This is a genomic window from Streptomyces chartreusis (assembly GCF_008704715.1).
GTDB classification, from domain to species: domain Bacteria; phylum Actinomycetota; class Actinomycetes; order Streptomycetales; family Streptomycetaceae; genus Streptomyces; species Streptomyces chartreusis.
Genome location: NZ_CP023689.1, coordinates 2,322,734 through 2,337,204, shown reverse-complemented (window position 1 = coordinate 2,337,204; position 14,471 = coordinate 2,322,734). Strand labels below are relative to the sequence as shown.

General features: G+C 72.5%; 10 protein-coding genes. 6 read left to right on the top strand and 4 right to left on the bottom strand.

From position 1 onward, the window contains the following. Positions 1–20: 20 nt before the first annotated feature. Positions 21–1,766, bottom strand: a complete 1,746-nt coding sequence (gene treZ, locus CP983_RS09765; RefSeq protein WP_150499315.1) for a malto-oligosyltrehalose trehalohydrolase — start codon at positions 1,764–1,766, stop codon at positions 21–23. Between the two features lie 184 nt (positions 1,767–1,950). Here treZ and CP983_RS09760 point away from each other — a divergent pair, with 184 nt between their 5' ends. The 3 genes from CP983_RS09760 (at position 1,951) to CP983_RS09750 (ending at position 4,425) form a co-directional block, all read left to right on the top strand. After that, positions 1,951–2,502 (top strand): DUF1707 and FHA domain-containing protein, encoded by a 552-nt coding sequence (locus CP983_RS09760; protein ID WP_107907736.1) that lies wholly within the window; start codon positions 1,951–1,953, stop codon positions 2,500–2,502. Positions 2,503–2,641: 139 nt separating this feature from the next. Further along, a complete protein-coding gene (locus CP983_RS09755; RefSeq protein ID WP_107907737.1) occupies positions 2,642–4,012 on the top strand; it encodes a M14 family zinc carboxypeptidase in 1,371 nt (456 codons plus the stop codon). Further along, entirely contained in the window at positions 4,009–4,425 is a 417-nt protein-coding gene (locus CP983_RS09750) for an SSI family serine proteinase inhibitor (RefSeq protein WP_150499314.1), read from the top strand. Before CP983_RS09755 ends, CP983_RS09750 begins: the two co-directional genes overlap by 4 nt. A gap of 37 nt (positions 4,426–4,462) precedes the next feature. On the opposite strand, the gene CP983_RS09745 is transcribed toward CP983_RS09750, so the two are convergent. Together CP983_RS09745 and treY are read right to left on the bottom strand one after the other, a co-directional pair. Further along, positions 4,463–5,713, bottom strand: coding sequence for a M14 family zinc carboxypeptidase (locus CP983_RS09745; RefSeq protein WP_150506503.1), 1,251 nt, complete (start codon positions 5,711–5,713; stop codon positions 4,463–4,465). Positions 5,714–6,073: 360 nt separating this feature from the next. Then, on the bottom strand, positions 6,074–8,437 hold the full coding sequence (treY, locus tag CP983_RS09740; RefSeq protein WP_150499313.1) for a malto-oligosyltrehalose synthase: 2,364 nt from the start codon (positions 8,435–8,437) through the stop codon (positions 6,074–6,076). An 81-nt stretch (positions 8,438–8,518) separates the two neighbouring features. On the opposite strand from treY, the gene CP983_RS09735 reads away from it, so the two are divergent. Next, entirely contained in the window at positions 8,519–9,841 is a 1,323-nt protein-coding gene (locus CP983_RS09735) for an MFS transporter (RefSeq protein WP_150499312.1), read from the top strand. On the opposite strand, the gene glgX is transcribed toward CP983_RS09735, so the two are convergent. Next, positions 9,838–11,988: a glycogen debranching protein GlgX gene (glgX, locus tag CP983_RS09730; protein ID WP_150499311.1), complete on the bottom strand. Its 2,151-nt coding sequence runs from the start codon at positions 11,986–11,988 to the stop codon at positions 9,838–9,840. The two genes, CP983_RS09735 and glgX, sit on opposite strands and share 4 nt — an antisense overlap. 181 nt (positions 11,989–12,169) lie before the next feature. Between glgX and CP983_RS09725 the strand changes: the two genes are divergently transcribed. Continuing rightward, positions 12,170–12,988, top strand: a complete 819-nt coding sequence (locus CP983_RS09725) for a Tat pathway signal sequence domain protein (RefSeq protein ID WP_107907742.1) — start codon at positions 12,170–12,172, stop codon at positions 12,986–12,988. Positions 12,989–13,086: 98 nt separating this feature from the next. Then, positions 13,087–14,397: a copper amine oxidase gene (locus CP983_RS09720; protein ID WP_125524768.1), complete on the top strand. Its 1,311-nt coding sequence runs from the start codon at positions 13,087–13,089 to the stop codon at positions 14,395–14,397. Positions 14,398–14,471: the final 74 nt, after the last annotated feature.

The following is a 14,471-nucleotide window of genomic DNA, read 5'->3' as shown; positions in this document are numbered from 1 at the left end:
CTGCTTCCGTTCGGGGCCGGTCAGCCCTGCAACAGCACCACACCCGACTCCCCGGGCACATGCAGCACCCCGTCCGCGCCCGGCGCCTCCACCGGCTCCCACGCCGCCAGTACGTCCGCCTTGCGCGGCCCCAGCGGGATCGCCGCCGGCTCCTTGGCGAGGTTGACGGCCACGCGTACGTCACCGCGGCGGAACGCCAGCCACCGCTCCCGCTCGTCGTAGGCCACCTTGGTGTCGGCGAGGTCGGGGTCGGTGAGGTCGGGCTGCTCGTGGCGCAGGGCGATGAGGCGGCGGTACCAGGCCAGCACGCGCGCGTGGGGCTCGCCGTCGAGCTCGGACCAGTCCAGGCAGGAGCGCTCCCGGGTCGCCGGGTCCTGCGGGTCGGGCACGTCCTCCTCGGCCCAGCCGTGCGCCGCGAACTCCCGCCGTCTGCCGCGCCGTACCGCCTCCGCGAGCTCCGGGTCGGTGTGGTCGGTGAAGAACTGCCAGGGCGTGCCCGCCGCCCACTCCTCGCCCATGAACAGCATCGGCGTGAACGGCGCGGTCAGTGTGAGGGTGGCCGCGCAGGCCAGCAGGCCGGGGGAGACCGTCGCCGCGAGCCGGTCGCCCTGGGCCCGGTTGCCGACCTGGTCGTGGGTCTGGCCGTAACCGATGAGCCGGTGTGCCGCCGTGCGCGAACGGTCCAGGGGACGGCCGTGGCGGCGGCCCCGGAAGCTGGAGTACGTGCCGTCGTGGAACCAGCCGCCGGTGAGGGTCTTGGCGAGGCCCGCCATGGGGGCCCGCGCGAAGTCGGCGTAGTAGCCCTGGGACTCGCCGGTCAGGGCCACGTGCAGGGTGTGGTGGAAGTCGTCGTTCCACTGGGCGTGCAGACCGAGCCCGCCCGCCTCTCGTGCGGTGATGAGCCGGGGGTCGTTCAGATCCGACTCGGCGATCAGCGACAGCGGCCGGCCCAGGTCGGCGGCGAGCGCGTCGACGGCCGTCGACAGCTCCTCCAGGAAGTGGCACGCGCGTGTGTCCTTCAGCGCGTGCACCGCGTCCAGCCGCAGCCCGTCGATCCGGTAGTCCCGCAGCCAGGCCAGCGCGCTCTGGACGAGATACGCGCGCACCTCGTCCGAGCCGGGCGCGTCCAGGTTGACGGCCGCGCCCCAGGGCGTCTGATGCGTGTCCGTGAGGTAGGGGCCGAATACGGGCAGATAATTCCCGGACGGGCCGAAGTGGTTGTGGACCACGTCGAGGACCACGCCCAGACCCAGCTCGTGGGCCCGGTCGACGAAGCGTTTCAGCGCCTCGGGGCCGCCGTACGGCTCGTGCACGGCCCACAGCGAGACGCCCTCGTACCCCCAGCCGTGCCGCCCGGGGAACGGGCTCAGGGGCATCAACTCGACGTGGGTGATGCCCAGTTCGGCCAGATGCTCCAGCCGCCCGGCGGCTGCGTCGAGCGTGCCCTCCCGCGTGTACGTGCCCACGTGCAGTTCGTAGAGCACCGCGCCGGGCAGCGGCCTGCCAGCCCACTCCGTACGCCATGCGTAGGTGCTCTGGTCGACGACCGCGCTCAGCCCGTCCGGGCCGTCCGGTTGCCGGCGCGAGCGCGGATCAGGCAGCACGGGGCCGTCGTCGAGCGCGAAGCCGTACCGTGTCCCGTCCCGCGCCTCCGCCTCCCCCCACCACCATCCCGCGCGATCGGAATCGCGCTCCAACGCGCGCGTGGTGCCCTCGCAATGGAGCGTCACACGGTCGGCCTGCGGTGCCCACACCTCGAACTGCACGGACGGTTCCCCTTCGTCTGCTCACCGTGATGTAGCCCGTCCATGGTGCTTCAAACGAGATCAATCCGCTTTTGAATCTTCCCTTTTGCGGCGGGTGTCGCGGCTGCCGGGCCGAGCACGCGCGCGTGGCGGTCGTTTCCCCGTTTTCTGGACACCCGAGGTTCACTGACCGACAATCAGCACCGTGACGTCGTCTTTCGAGTTCAACACGTACCCCGCGCGGCTCTCCGACGCGGAGCGCGACAAGGCGCTGAAGGTGCTGCGTGACGGCGTCGCCATGGGGCGGCTGTCGCACGACACGTTCGTACGGCGCATGGAACTGGCCCTCTCCGCCCGCCGCGCGGACGAGCTCGCCGCCCTCACCGCGGACCTGCCCTCCGAGAGCCGGCTGTCGCGCGTCGTGTTCGGCACCGTCGAGGCGCTGTCCGGCTTCACCGTACGGCTGCGCAGGGCCTGGCAGGCCGAGCGGCTGCCCAAGCTGCTGCTGCCCCACCCCACGAGCGGCCATCCGCTGCGGATAGGCCGTGACCCCGCCAACGGACTGCGGCTGACCCACGAGACCGTCTCCCGGGTGCACGCCGAACTCAGTCACCAGGGCGGCTTCTGGATCCTGCGGGACCTCGGCTCCACCAACGGCACCACGGTCAACGGCCGGCGTGTGATCGGCGCCGTCATGGTCCGCGAGGGCGACCAGGTCGGCTTCGGCCGGATGTCGTTCCGCCTGGCCCTGCACTGAGCCGCCGGGCGGCCCGTGCCGCCGCCCGACCGGATCTGTCGAGGTAAGTCCCTTTGCCTTTCGCGGTGTTGACGTAGTCGACAAGTCGTGACTGACTGTGCGTACACCATGCACACCAGGTGAACCGACGGCACCACATTTGTGGAGGTGTGCCCTGCCGCCACTCCTCCGCTACCCGACCGTCGACGAGCTCGGCGCGCGGGCGGCCGCACTCGTCGCCCGGCGCCCCCGCGACACCCGGTTGCGCCGTGTGGGCACCTCCCGCGCCGGCACACCCCTGTGGCTGCTGTCCATCGGCCACGGCAGCCGCCAGGCCCTGATCGTGGCCGGCCCGCACGCCAACGAACCGGTCGGCGGCGGCACCGTGCTCCGGCTGGCCGAACGGGTCCTCGCCGATCCCCGCCTGCACGAGGGCGCCGACGCCACCTGGAACCTGCTGCTCTGCCTCGACCCCGACGGCCTGCGCCGCAACGAGGGCTGGCTGCGCGGCCCGTACGCCCTCGGCGGCTACTTCCGGCACTTCTTCCGGCCGGGCTTCCTCGAACAGCCCGAATGGCTGCCGGACGGCGCGGCCGCCGTCACGCTGCCCGAGACCCGCGCCCTGCTCGACCTCCAGGACGAACTGCGGCCCTTCCTCCAGTGCTCCCTGCACGGAGTCGACGTCGGCGGCGGCTTCGTCGAGCTCACCCACGACCTGCCCGGCCTCGCCCAGCGCGTCGCGCACTCCGCGGCCCGCCTCGGCATCCCGCGCGAACTCGGCCCCTACGACACCCTGTACTGGCCGGAGCTCGGCCCCGCCGTCTACCGGATCCCGAGGCCCCGCCGGGGCGACCTGGCCGCCGCGATCACCGAGGCAGCGGTGGAGTCGACCTGGTTCCATCCGCACCGGCACGGCACGGTCACGGCGGTCGTCGAGGCGCCGATGTGGGGTGTCGCCGCGGTGGAGGACGGTGCGCGGCCGATAGATGAGGAAACGGTCCTGCGGATGGTGAGCCACACCCTCCGCCATGACACCGGCGTCCTGCAGCGGCTGCTGGAACGCATCCGGCCGCACCTTCCGGCCGGGCCGGAGACGGCCCGGCTGCTTGCACCGGTGGACGACTATTTACTGGTCTGTCCAGGGTTGGCCGACACCTGGGACCCCGACCTCGAGGACCCCGTCGGCGCACACGCCCTCCCTCCGCTGAGCACCGCCCACCTGGCGGCCCTGCGCATCGCCGGGCGGCGGCTCGCCCTGCGCACCGCCGGGCTGCTGCACCAGCTCGTGACGGTCGCCGGGCGCGATCCGGCCGGGGCGCTGCCCGAGCTGGACCGGCTCATCGACGAATGGTGCGACGACTACCGCGACGGCTGCGGGGCGCGCTGGATACCGGTCGCCCGTCAGGTGGAGTACCAGGCGCGGGTGGTGCTCGCCGCGTTCGAACTCGCCGGACGCCACGCGCCCGCGTGCTCCCGTTCGGGTGAGGCGGGGTGGAATGCCGGGGCCGCCGTGCCGATACACCGGGAATGACGCGAAGCATCTCAGCGGTACGAGGCGGTCTGCTCGCGGCAGCCGCCACCCTCGCCCTCGGCGTGATCACGCCGCCGGCGACGGCACAGGACTCCGACTCCGGCAACTGGCTCTTCGTGACGGTCACCCGCGGCGACGGCCGCCATGGCGCGTCCACGCCCGGCAACCTGCTGCTGTGCGACCCGCCGCAGGGCCACGCACACGCGGCCGAGGCCTGCGCGGACCTCGACCGGGTGGGCGGCGACATCGGCAGGCTCCGGCAGAAGGACGCCTTCTGCCCCATGATCTACGCGCCGGTGACCGCCCAGGCGCGCGGGGAGTGGGACGGCCATCCGGTCGACTACCGGGAGACGTTCTCCAACGGGTGCGGTCTCGCGGCGCAGACCGGGTCCGTGTTCGCGGTCGAAGCCTGACGATGTCCGGCTGCACGCGCGTGTGCGGCGACGCGGTTCAGGCCGCCCGCCCGCGCGCGTGCAGCGCCGCCGCGACGACCGTGCGGGACTGGTGCTCGACCTGGTTCTCCAGGGGCACCCAGCGGGCGCGGAACCGTTCGGCGAAGGAGTCGCTCCAGGACGCCACCAGGTGCTCCAGACGCTCCGCCCCGCGGTCGTCCGTCTCCTGAAGGACCCGCAGCAGCATGGCCGCCGCCCGCAGCGGCAGCCGGCGCCCGAACGCGTCCACGCTCCCGACGTACGCCATGGTGTCGTCGGCCGGCGGCGTGTGCGCCCAGTCCGCGGCCAGCCCCGGCACCAGCTCCAGCGCCCACTTCGCGGCCCGGAACAGGGGCCCGTCCACGCCGTCCAGCCGCGGGAGCGCCTCGGCCAGCACCCGCTCCACCTCCAGCGCGTCCCGCCGCAGCCGGCCCGCGAGCCGGCGCATCGCCCTGGCCGGGTCCGGATGCGGCGCCGGGTCGTCCACCAGGTCGCTCGCCCACATCGGCACCTCGACGACCGCGGTGAGGCCGCCGTAGCGGTGCACGTGGTACCAGGTGCTGCTGCGCGCGTCGTCCGGCATGCTCGGGTACGCCGCGCCCGCGCCCGGTGCCGGCATCACATGCACCCCCGGTCCGGAGGCGGGCCAGCCCGCCGCGTCCGAGGCGCCGGTCTCCACCGGGATGTGCAGCTCGGCGGCGGACTTCGCGAACGGCTCCGCGAGCCCGGGGACGTCCTTGGTCAGCTGCACCCAGCTGCCGCCCAGATCGGTGCCGTGCAGGGTCACCTGGAGGTACGGCCGCAGCTCGTCGATGACCCGGGTCAGCGCCCGGGTCTCGGGCGGCAGCCGGTCAGGCGGCAGCGCGGCCGGAGCCCACTCCGGCTGCTCCGGCGCGGCGGGCCGGAAGAAGCCGCGGTGGTAGTCGAACAGGGTGCGGGGGGCCGGAGTGACGTGCAGGCTCGCCCCGTCGGGATCCGCGCACAGCAGGAAGTGCCAGGAGACGTCGGCCCGTAACTCCCGCTCGCGCAGCACCCGTTCGGCGACGGCGAGCAGGGTCGGGCCGCCCGTCGGTTCGTTGGAGTGCGCACCCGCGACCACCAGGACGGCGCGCCTGGCATGGCCGACGGACAGCAGATGCAGGGGCCTGCCGGCCCGGGAGATGCCCACCTGTCTCAGCGTGCACAGGGCGGGTCGGTGGGCGACCAGTGCACGGGCGGACAGCACCAGTTCGGCAAGCGAGGGGTAGCGCAGCTCCGGCAGGAGACTCACCCCCGTCATGTCCGCCCTGCGTCGCATCCGCAGTACCCCATGGTCTGGTTTACGTGTCAAGGAGTTGACGGGGGAGCCTCCCGGGGGCGCCCAGTTGCATTCAATGCCGAAAGGGCCGGAGGGCCGGCTTCGGCGGGTGCGACGGGGCCGGGCGGCCAGGCTGCCGCACTGCGCCCGCCTGCGCCGATGGACGCCGGGCGCACAGGCGTGCGAGCCGTTTCACCGCTCGTCATCATGCGCCGATCGTCGTATACGGGCCTCCGGAGTGTGCGCGGGTCCGAGCCGGTCGCGGGGCGGTACCCGCGGCGCGCGGCAGACCCGTACACGCCCGCAGCGCGCCCACCGGCCGCCCCGCCCTCCTCATTCCGCCGACGCGTCCCCCACCCGCTCCAGCAACGCCACCGGAAGCCGCCCGAAGAGCTCCTCCACGCGTGCGTGCCCGGTGAACTCCCGCTCCGGGGCCAGCACATCGGCCCACCGTCCGGGCGGCAGCGGCAGCAGCGTCTCGCGCCAGCCTCCGGACCGCGTCAGCCGCAGCGACAGCCGTGTCACGGCCGTGAGCACCTCCCCGGACCGCACGAAGGCCACACAGTGGCCGGCGGCCGGTCCGTCGGCGGTGAGCGGTGTGTACGACGCCGAGTCGCCGAACACCTCGGGGCGCCGCGAGCGCAGCCGCAGTGCCGCCGCCGTCACCGCGCCCTTGTCGCCCGGGTCCTGGTGCGGGAAGTGCACGGCCCGCCGGTTGTCCGGGTCGACCAGCGCCCGGTACTCGCCCTCGGTGCCCTGATAGACGTCCGGGACGCCCGGCATCGTGAGCTGGGTCAGGGCCGTGCCGAGCACGTTCGCCCGGATGTGCGGCTCCAGAGCGCTCCGGAAGGCCGCCACACGCTCGCCGGGAGCCCCGCACGGGCCCGCCGCGACGAACTCCGCCACCGCCTCCTCGTACGGCGGCTCCTGCTCCGTCCAGCTCGTGAACAGCCCGGCCTCGCGCACATGCTTCAGCAGCGCCTCCCGCACCCGGCCGACGTCCGCCTCGCCCAGCCCGAACACCGTCTGCCAGGCGGCCCACGCCAGTTGCGCGTCCGGCACGCCCTCTCCGTCACGGGTCACCTCGGCCAGGACGTCCGCCCAACGCTGCGGGCACTCGGTCAGCACGGCCAGCGCGGCCCGTACGTCGGCGCTGCGCTTGGTGTCGTGCGTCGAGGCGACCGTGCCGGTGGCGGGCCAGTCGCGCTGCACGCGCGCGCAGTACGCGTGGAACTCCTCCGGCAGGACGGCGGGGCTCCCCGGGTTCCCGCCCACCTCGGTCGCCGACAGCAGCGGCACATAGCGGTAGAACGCCGTGTCCTCCACGGACTTTGCCCGCAGCGCCGACGCCGTCTGCGCGAACCGCGTCCTGAACTCCAGTTGCTCCGGCCCGTCCCCGGCCCGCCCGAGCACCAGATCGCGCACGACGTCGACCGCCGCGGCCTCCTCGGGCACGGCGAACGCGAGCCGGGCCTCGGCGGCGGCCTCCTCGGTGACCACACGGGCCGCGTCACCGGAGGCGTAGGGCCGGTACACCTCCAGCCGGACCAGGAGCTCCTGGAGCGCGGTCCGCAGCGCCCACGGCGCCCGGTCGCGCAGCGCGGGCTCCGGGGACGTCGCGCACACCCGGCTTGCGACCCGCGTCAGCCGGTCGACCTCCGTGGCCAGCTCGTGCGTGAGCACCTTGTACGCCGCCCGCCGCACCGTCGCCTCCCAGTCGCCGCCCCGGTCCGTCTGCGGGGCCGCGAACCGGCGGTACAGGCCGAGGAGTTCACCGAACCCGGCAGGGTCGGTGAAGAGGCCGTCGACGTGCCGCAGGGCGTCGTAACCGGTGGTGCCGGCGACCGGCCAGGAGGCGGGCAGGTGTTCGCCGTCGGACAGGATCTTCTCCACGACCGTCCAGCGTCCCCCGGTCGCCTCGTGCAGCATCCGGAGGTAGCCGTCGGGGTCGGCGAGGCCGTCGGGGTGGTCGATGCGCAGCCCGTCGATCACGCCCTCGTGCAGCAGCTGGAGGATCTTCGCGTGCGTGGCGTCGAACACCTCCGGCTCCTCGACCCGCACCCCGATCAGCTCCGAGATGCTGAAGAACCGCCGGTAGTTCAGCTCCGTACGGGCCAGCCGCCACCACGCCGGGCGGTAGAACTGCGCGTCCAGGAGCTCGGGCAGCGGCAGTCCCGCGGTGCCCTCGCGCAGCGGGAAGACATGGTCGTAGTAGCGCAGGACCTCGCCGTCGACCTCCAGACGGTCCAGTTCCTCGCCGAGGGGGTGTCCCAGCACCGGCAGCAGCACCTTGCCGCCCTGCGCGTCCCAGTCGATGTCGAACCAGCGCGCGTACGGCGACTTGGGGCCCTCGCGCAGCACCTCCCACAGGGCGCGGTTGTGACGCGGGGACATGGCCATGTGGTTCGGCACGATGTCCACCACCAGGCCGAGCCCGTGCTCCCGCGCGGTGCGGGCCAGCGCGCGCAGCCCCTCCTCGCCGCCGAGTTCCTCGCGCACGCGCGCGTGGTCCACGACGTCGTAGCCGTGCCCCGAGCCCGGGACCGCCTCCAGGACGGGCGACAGATGCAGATGCGAGACGCCGAGCGAGGCCAGATACGGCACGGCCGCCGCGGCGGCCCCGAACGGGAACGCGGGCTGGAGCTGCAACCGGTACGTGGCGGTCGGCACCGTCGGGTCAGGTCGCTCAGGTGTCATGGAAACGTACGTACCCGCCCTGCCGCCCTTCGTGTCATCGTCCCCTCCACGTGGGCCCACGCGCGTGCCTAGCGTCGGACGATGCGGACGACGAGGAAGAGGGCGCAGAGCGGCGGGAAGGGGGCCCCGGGCGGGCTCGGGACCTACCGCGAGGTGATCGGCCTGACCGGGCCGCTGCTGCCGGTGGTGTCCTTCCCGGCGCGGCTGCCGACCGCCACGATCCAGTTCGGCAGCGTGCTGCTGGTCGCGCGGACCAGCGGCTCCCTGGCCGCGGCGGGGCTGACCGGCGGTGCGCTGGCCGTCGGGCAGGTGGTCTGCGGTCCGCTGGTGGGCCGGCTCGCCGACCGGCACGGCCAACGCGCGGTCGTCCTCGTGTTCTCCCTCGCCAACGCCCTCGCCATCGCCGGGTTGGTCGCCGGGGCGCTCATGGGGCTGGCGACGCCCTTCCTGGCGCTGCTCGGGGCCTGCGCCGGGGCGACGGTGCCGCAGATCGGGCCGATGGCCCGTGCCCGCCTGGTCGCGCTCGCCCGCCGGGCCGGCGCTCGCGACGCCACGGTGGGTGCCGCGCTGTCCTTCGAGAGCACCGTGGACGAGATCTCCTTCGTCCTGGGCCCGGCCCTCGTGGGCCTCGCGGCGGTGACGGCGCATCCGGCGTACGCCCTGGGCGGCGCGGCGGTGCTGGTCGCCACCTGCGGCACCGGCTTCGCACTGCACCGGACGGCGGCGGCGACACGGCCCGGACCGGTAGGGCGCGCACCGGCGGAACGACGCGCACCGGCGAAACGCCGCTCCGGGTCCGCCTCGACAGCTCCCGCCCCGGCCCGCACCCCTCTCGCCGTCCACTCCCTCAGAGCCGCCCTCGCCCTGCAGGGCGCCATGTTCGGTGCCTGCCAGGCCGGCATCACCGCGCTCACCGAGCGGCTCGGGCAGCCGGATCAGACTGGGCTCGTGTACGCCGCCATGGGAGTGATGAGCGCGGTCGCGGGACTCTGCATGGCCGCGGTGCCCGCCCGCGTAGGGCTGACCACCCGCTGGCGAGCGGCCACGGCGGCGGCCTGCGCGCTGTCGCTGCCCCTGCTGTGGACCGACACGCTGCCCGCCCTCTACGCCACCGTCACCGTCCTCGGCGTCGCCTACGCCCCGCACCTCATCACGGTCTTCGGGCTCACCGAGCGCGTCGTGCCGCCCACGCGGCTCGCCGAGGCGATGGCGCTCGCGACGAGCGCGCTGGTCGGCGGGCAGGCCCTCGCGGTCGCCGTCACCGGCCGCCTCGCCGAGTCCCACGGCCCCGCGGCGGCCTTCGGAGCGGCGAGCCTCGCGGCGGCGCTCGCCTGCCTGATCGCGCTGACGGCGCGCCCGGAGTCGTACACCGGACGCACCGTCGAGGAGTCGGACAGGCTCTAGACCGGCCGCTGCAACACCGTCATGCTGCGGTCCACCAGCGTCAGCCGGTCCCCGCCCTCCACCTTCGCTCCCGTCCCCGGCGGCACCCCGTCCGTGCGGCCGGTGTCGACGACCACCTGCCACTGACGGCCGTGATTGACCGGCACGACGAAGTCGAGAGTCTTCGGGGAGGCGTTGAACATCAGCAGGAACGAGTCGTCCCCGATGCGCTCGCCGCGCGCGCCCGGCTCCGAGATCGCGTTGCCGTTGAGGAACACCGTCAGCGCGGACGCCTGCGCCCGGTCCCAGTCCCGCTGGGCCATCTCGTTGCCCTGCGGAGTGAACCAGGCGATGTCCGAGAGGTCGTCGTGCGTGCCCTCGACCGGCCGCCCGTGGAAGAAGCGCCGCCTGCGGAAGACCGGATGGTCCCGCCTCAGCCACACCATCGCGCGCGTGAAGTCGAGCAGCTCGCGGGACAGCCCCTCCGCGGCCCCGTCGTCGCCCGCCGGGTCGGCGCCGTCCTGCGGCCACCGCACCCACGCCAGCTCGCTGTCCTGGCAGTACGCGTTGTTGTTGCCGCGCTGGGTGCGCGCGAACTCGTCGCCGTGACTGATCATCGGCACGCCCTGGGAGAGCATCAGCGTCGCGACGAAGTTGCGCATCTGGCGGGCGCGCAGTTCGAGGACCGCGGAGTCGTCGGTCTCGCCCTCGGCGCCGCAGTTCCAGGACCGGTTGTGGCTCTCGCCGTCGCGGTTGTCCTCGCCGTTGGCGTGGTTGTGCTTGTCGTTGTACGAGACGAGGTCGTGCAGCGTGAACCCGTCGTGGCAGGTCACGAAGTTGATGGAGGCCAGCGGGCGCCGCCCGTCGTCCTGGTACAGGTCGGAGGAGCCGGTCAGCCGGGACGCGAACTCCGCGAGCGCGCGCGGCTCGCCGCGCCACAGGTCCCGCACGGTGTCGCGGTACTTGCCGTTCCACTCGGTCCACAGCGGCGGGAAGTTGCCCACCTGGTAGCCGCCCTCGCCCACGTCCCACGGCTCGGCGATCAGTTTCACCTGGGAGACGACCGGGTCCTGCTGCACCAGGTCGAAGAACGACGACAGCCGGTCCACCTCGTGGAACTGCCGGGCCAGCGTCGCCGCGAGGTCGAAGCGGAAGCCGTCGACGTGCATCTCGGTGACCCAGTAGCGCAGCGAGTCCATGATCAGCTGGAGGACGTGCGGGGACCGCATGAGCAGCGAGTTGCCGGTCCCGGTGGTGTCCATGTAGTAGCGCGGGTCGTCGGTCAGCCGGTAGTACCGCGGGTTGTCCAGGCCCCGGAAGGACAGCGTGGGGCCCAGGTGGTTGCCCTCGGCGGTGTGGTTGTAGACCACGTCGAGGATCACCTCGATGCCGGCCTCGTGCAGGGCGCGCACCGCCGACTTGAACTCCAGAACCTGCTGGCCGCGGTCGCCCCAGGAGGCGTACGCGTTGTGCGGGGCGAAGAAGCCGAGGGTGTTGTAGCCCCAGTAGTTGTTCAGGCCCATGTCGACCAGGCGGTGGTCGTTGACGAACTGGTGGACCGGCATCAGCTCCAGCGCCGTCACGCCCAGCCCGGTGAGGTGCTCGATGACCGCCGGGTGCGCGAGGGCGGCGTAGGTGCCGCGCAGCTCCTCGGGCAGCCCCGGGTGACGCATCGTCAGGCCCTTCACATGGGCCTCGTAGATCACCGTGTGGTGGTACTCGGTGCGCGGGCGGCGGTCGTCGCCCCAGTCGAAGTACGGGTTGACCACGACCGACGACATCGTGTGCGGCGCCGAGTCCAGGTCGTTGCGCCGGTCGGGTTCGTCGAAGTGGTAGCCGTAGACCTCCTCGCCCCAGCGGATCGAGCCGCTGATCGCCTTCGCGTACGGGTCCAGCAGCAGCTTCGCGGAGTTGCAGCGCAGACCCCGCTCCGGGGCGTACGGGCCGTGCACCCGGAAGCCGTACCGCTGTCCCGGCATGACGCCCGGCAGGTACGCGTGCCGTACGAAGGCGTCGCTCTCCCGCAGTTCCACCGCCGTCTCCGAGCCGTCGTCGTGCAGCAGACACAGCTCTACTCGGTCCGCGGCCTCCGTGAAGACCGCGAAATTCGTGCCGGCGCCGTCGTACGTGGCACCGAGTGGATATGCCTCACCAGGCCAGACCTGCATGGACACGACTCTTTCAGCCGGAGCGCGCCACCGGGGGCGCCTTGACATCGAGTCTCCCCGAAAGTGATGGAACCACCCCTGACTTACGTCCCTCTTACCGGGCGACCAGTGCATACGCGGTATGCCAAACCAGTGGGGCCGACACGTACTCCCGGGGATTCAGGGGGAGTAGGGGGAAGATGTGCGCAAGATAGTGCACCGCCATCTGGGCAAGGTGGTGGCGGGTGCGGCCATCGCGGTGGCCGGAACGGCCGTGATGGTCGGAATCACCCTGCCGGGGACGGCGGGGGCCGACGAAACGGGAGGGAACAGCGGAGGCGGCCAGTCGGCCCAGCAGGCCGCCCAGGGGCAGGGGGCCGGCGCGGTGCCGCCGGGCGTCGTCGAGCAGGCCCCGGACGAGGGTGACAAGGGCACGGGCAACGACCCGCTGACCGACGACGAGATGGACCGGGCCGCACAGCTCGCGGCGAGCCCGCAGATGCGCAGCGCCGGCGAGGACGTCGAGGGCGACCGTGGCCCGCAGCGACTCGGCGTCGACATCGCCGAGCCCGACGCCGACGAACTGGGCGACGCGAACGCACCGCGCCGGGCCGAGGTGTCGTTCTACGACTACAAGGCCGACGCGCTCGTCACCCGGATCGTCAACCTCGACACCGGGAAGGTCGAGGAGACCTCCACGGAGCACGGCGTCCAGCCGCCCCTGAGCCGTGACGAGTACGCCGAGGCGGCGAAGCTCCTGATCGCCGACCCGCTGGGCGCGGGCATGAAGGCGGACTTCAAGGACGCCACCGACAAGGAGCTCACCTCCCCGGAGCAGCTGCTGCTCAACGGCGCCGTGTACCGGGCGACCCCGGGTGCCCAGCCCGCCGTGCTCGACAAGTGCGGCGAACACCGCTGCGTGCGGCTGTTCCCGAAGGTCAAGAACGGGCCCTGGATCGACGCCCGCTCCTTCGTGATCGACCTGAGCGCCCGCAAGGTCGCCAAGCTCGACATGCGCTGACCGCATTCGGTTCGCTTTTCCAACTCGCACGCCGGTACCGATCTCTCGCGTACCGGCACCTCACGTACTTGCACCTCCTGTAAGGGAGTCACTTCTTCATGCGCGTGAACAGAATGAGCCGCGCCCGCAAGGGCGCCGCCGTGGGCCTGTCCATGGCCGCGCTGGCCGCCGGCGCGACCACCGGCGCCGGGTCCGCCTCCGCCCAGCCGAAGGCCGCCCCGGCCCCGGCCGCCGAGTGCAGCGCCGACTACCGCATCGAGCAGAAGCTCACCGGCGGCACCACCTGGCGGATGTGCTGGCGCTACGACGGCAAGGCCGGGCTGGTCCTGGAGAACATCTCCTACCAGCCCAAGGGCGAGACCAAGCCGATCAAGGTCCTCAACAGCGCCCGGCTCGGCCAGATCCACGTCCCCTACGACGATGGCAGCGTCGAGTACGACGACCTCACGGGCTTCGGCTTCGCCCAGGGCCTGATGAACCTCGACCCCGGCGAGTGCCCCGGCGGCACCATCAAGACCGTCAAGGTCCCCGAGGCCTGGCAGGACCCGAACGTCAAGGGCCTGTGCACCACGACCCGCGCGCGTGGACACGCCTACCGCATGCAGGGCGACACCGCGAACAAGGTCTACCAGGCGCAGAGCAAGGACCTGCTCGTCTACACGGTCAACCAGGTCGGCTGGTACGAGTACATGACCGAGTGGCGCTTCCAGGACGACGGCACGGTCACCATGAACGTCGGCGCCACCGGCAGCCTGTCGTACGACGACTACGACGCCGGCGACGGCCGCGGCTGGCCCATCGGCAAGGGCGACCGCGCCAAGGCCACCAGCCACAGCCACAACGTCTTCTGGCGCCTCGACTTCGGCCTGGACGGCTCCACCAAGAACCGGGTCGAGCAGTACGACTCGGCGGTGACCGCGCCCGCCGCCGGCGACCGCGCCCCGAAGACCAAGACCACCGTCACCAAGGTCGGCAAGGAGCTCGCGGGCGACGCCAAGGCCTACCGCTGGTGGCGCATGGTCAGCGCGACGGGCAAGAACAAGGACGGCCACGCGCGCTCGTACGAGATCGTCCCCGGCGCCACCACGAAGTACCCGGGCCGCAGCTTCACCAAGCACGACGTGTACTTCACCGAGTACGACAAGTGCGAGAAGTTCGCGACCAACAACCCCGGTTGCGGCAACGGCCACCCCAAGTCCGTGGACAAGTGGGTCGGCGGCCAGGCCCTCAAGCACCCGATCACCTGGATGAACGTGGGCTTCCACCACATCGCCCGGGACGAGGACCAGCAGCCCATGCCCGTCCACTGGCAGGGATTCTCCATCGTCCCGCGTGACGTGACGGCTATGAATCCGCTCACTCCGAGCGAGCTCGCCTGGCAGAACGGGCACTGGCAGCCTCGTAGTTGAGAAACGACCCTGTCCATCCGGCTGCACCGCCCACCGCTCGCGGAGTACCCTTCCTTGATCGTTGAGACGGGGAG

Coding starts and splice junctions, on each gene's coding strand:
- CP983_RS09750 (WP_150499314.1), top strand. CDS start 4,009: ATGACGCGAAGCATCTCAGCGGTACGAGGCGGTCTGCTCGCGGCAGCC.
- treY (WP_150499313.1), bottom strand. CDS start 8,437: ATGACACCTGAGCGACCTGACCCGACGGTGCCGACCGCCACGTACCGG.
- CP983_RS09735 (WP_150499312.1), top strand. CDS start 8,519: ATGCGGACGACGAGGAAGAGGGCGCAGAGCGGCGGGAAGGGGGCCCCG.
- glgX (WP_150499311.1), bottom strand. CDS start 11,988: ATGCAGGTCTGGCCTGGTGAGGCATATCCACTCGGTGCCACGTACGAC.
- CP983_RS09720 (WP_125524768.1), top strand. CDS start 13,087: ATGCGCGTGAACAGAATGAGCCGCGCCCGCAAGGGCGCCGCCGTGGGC.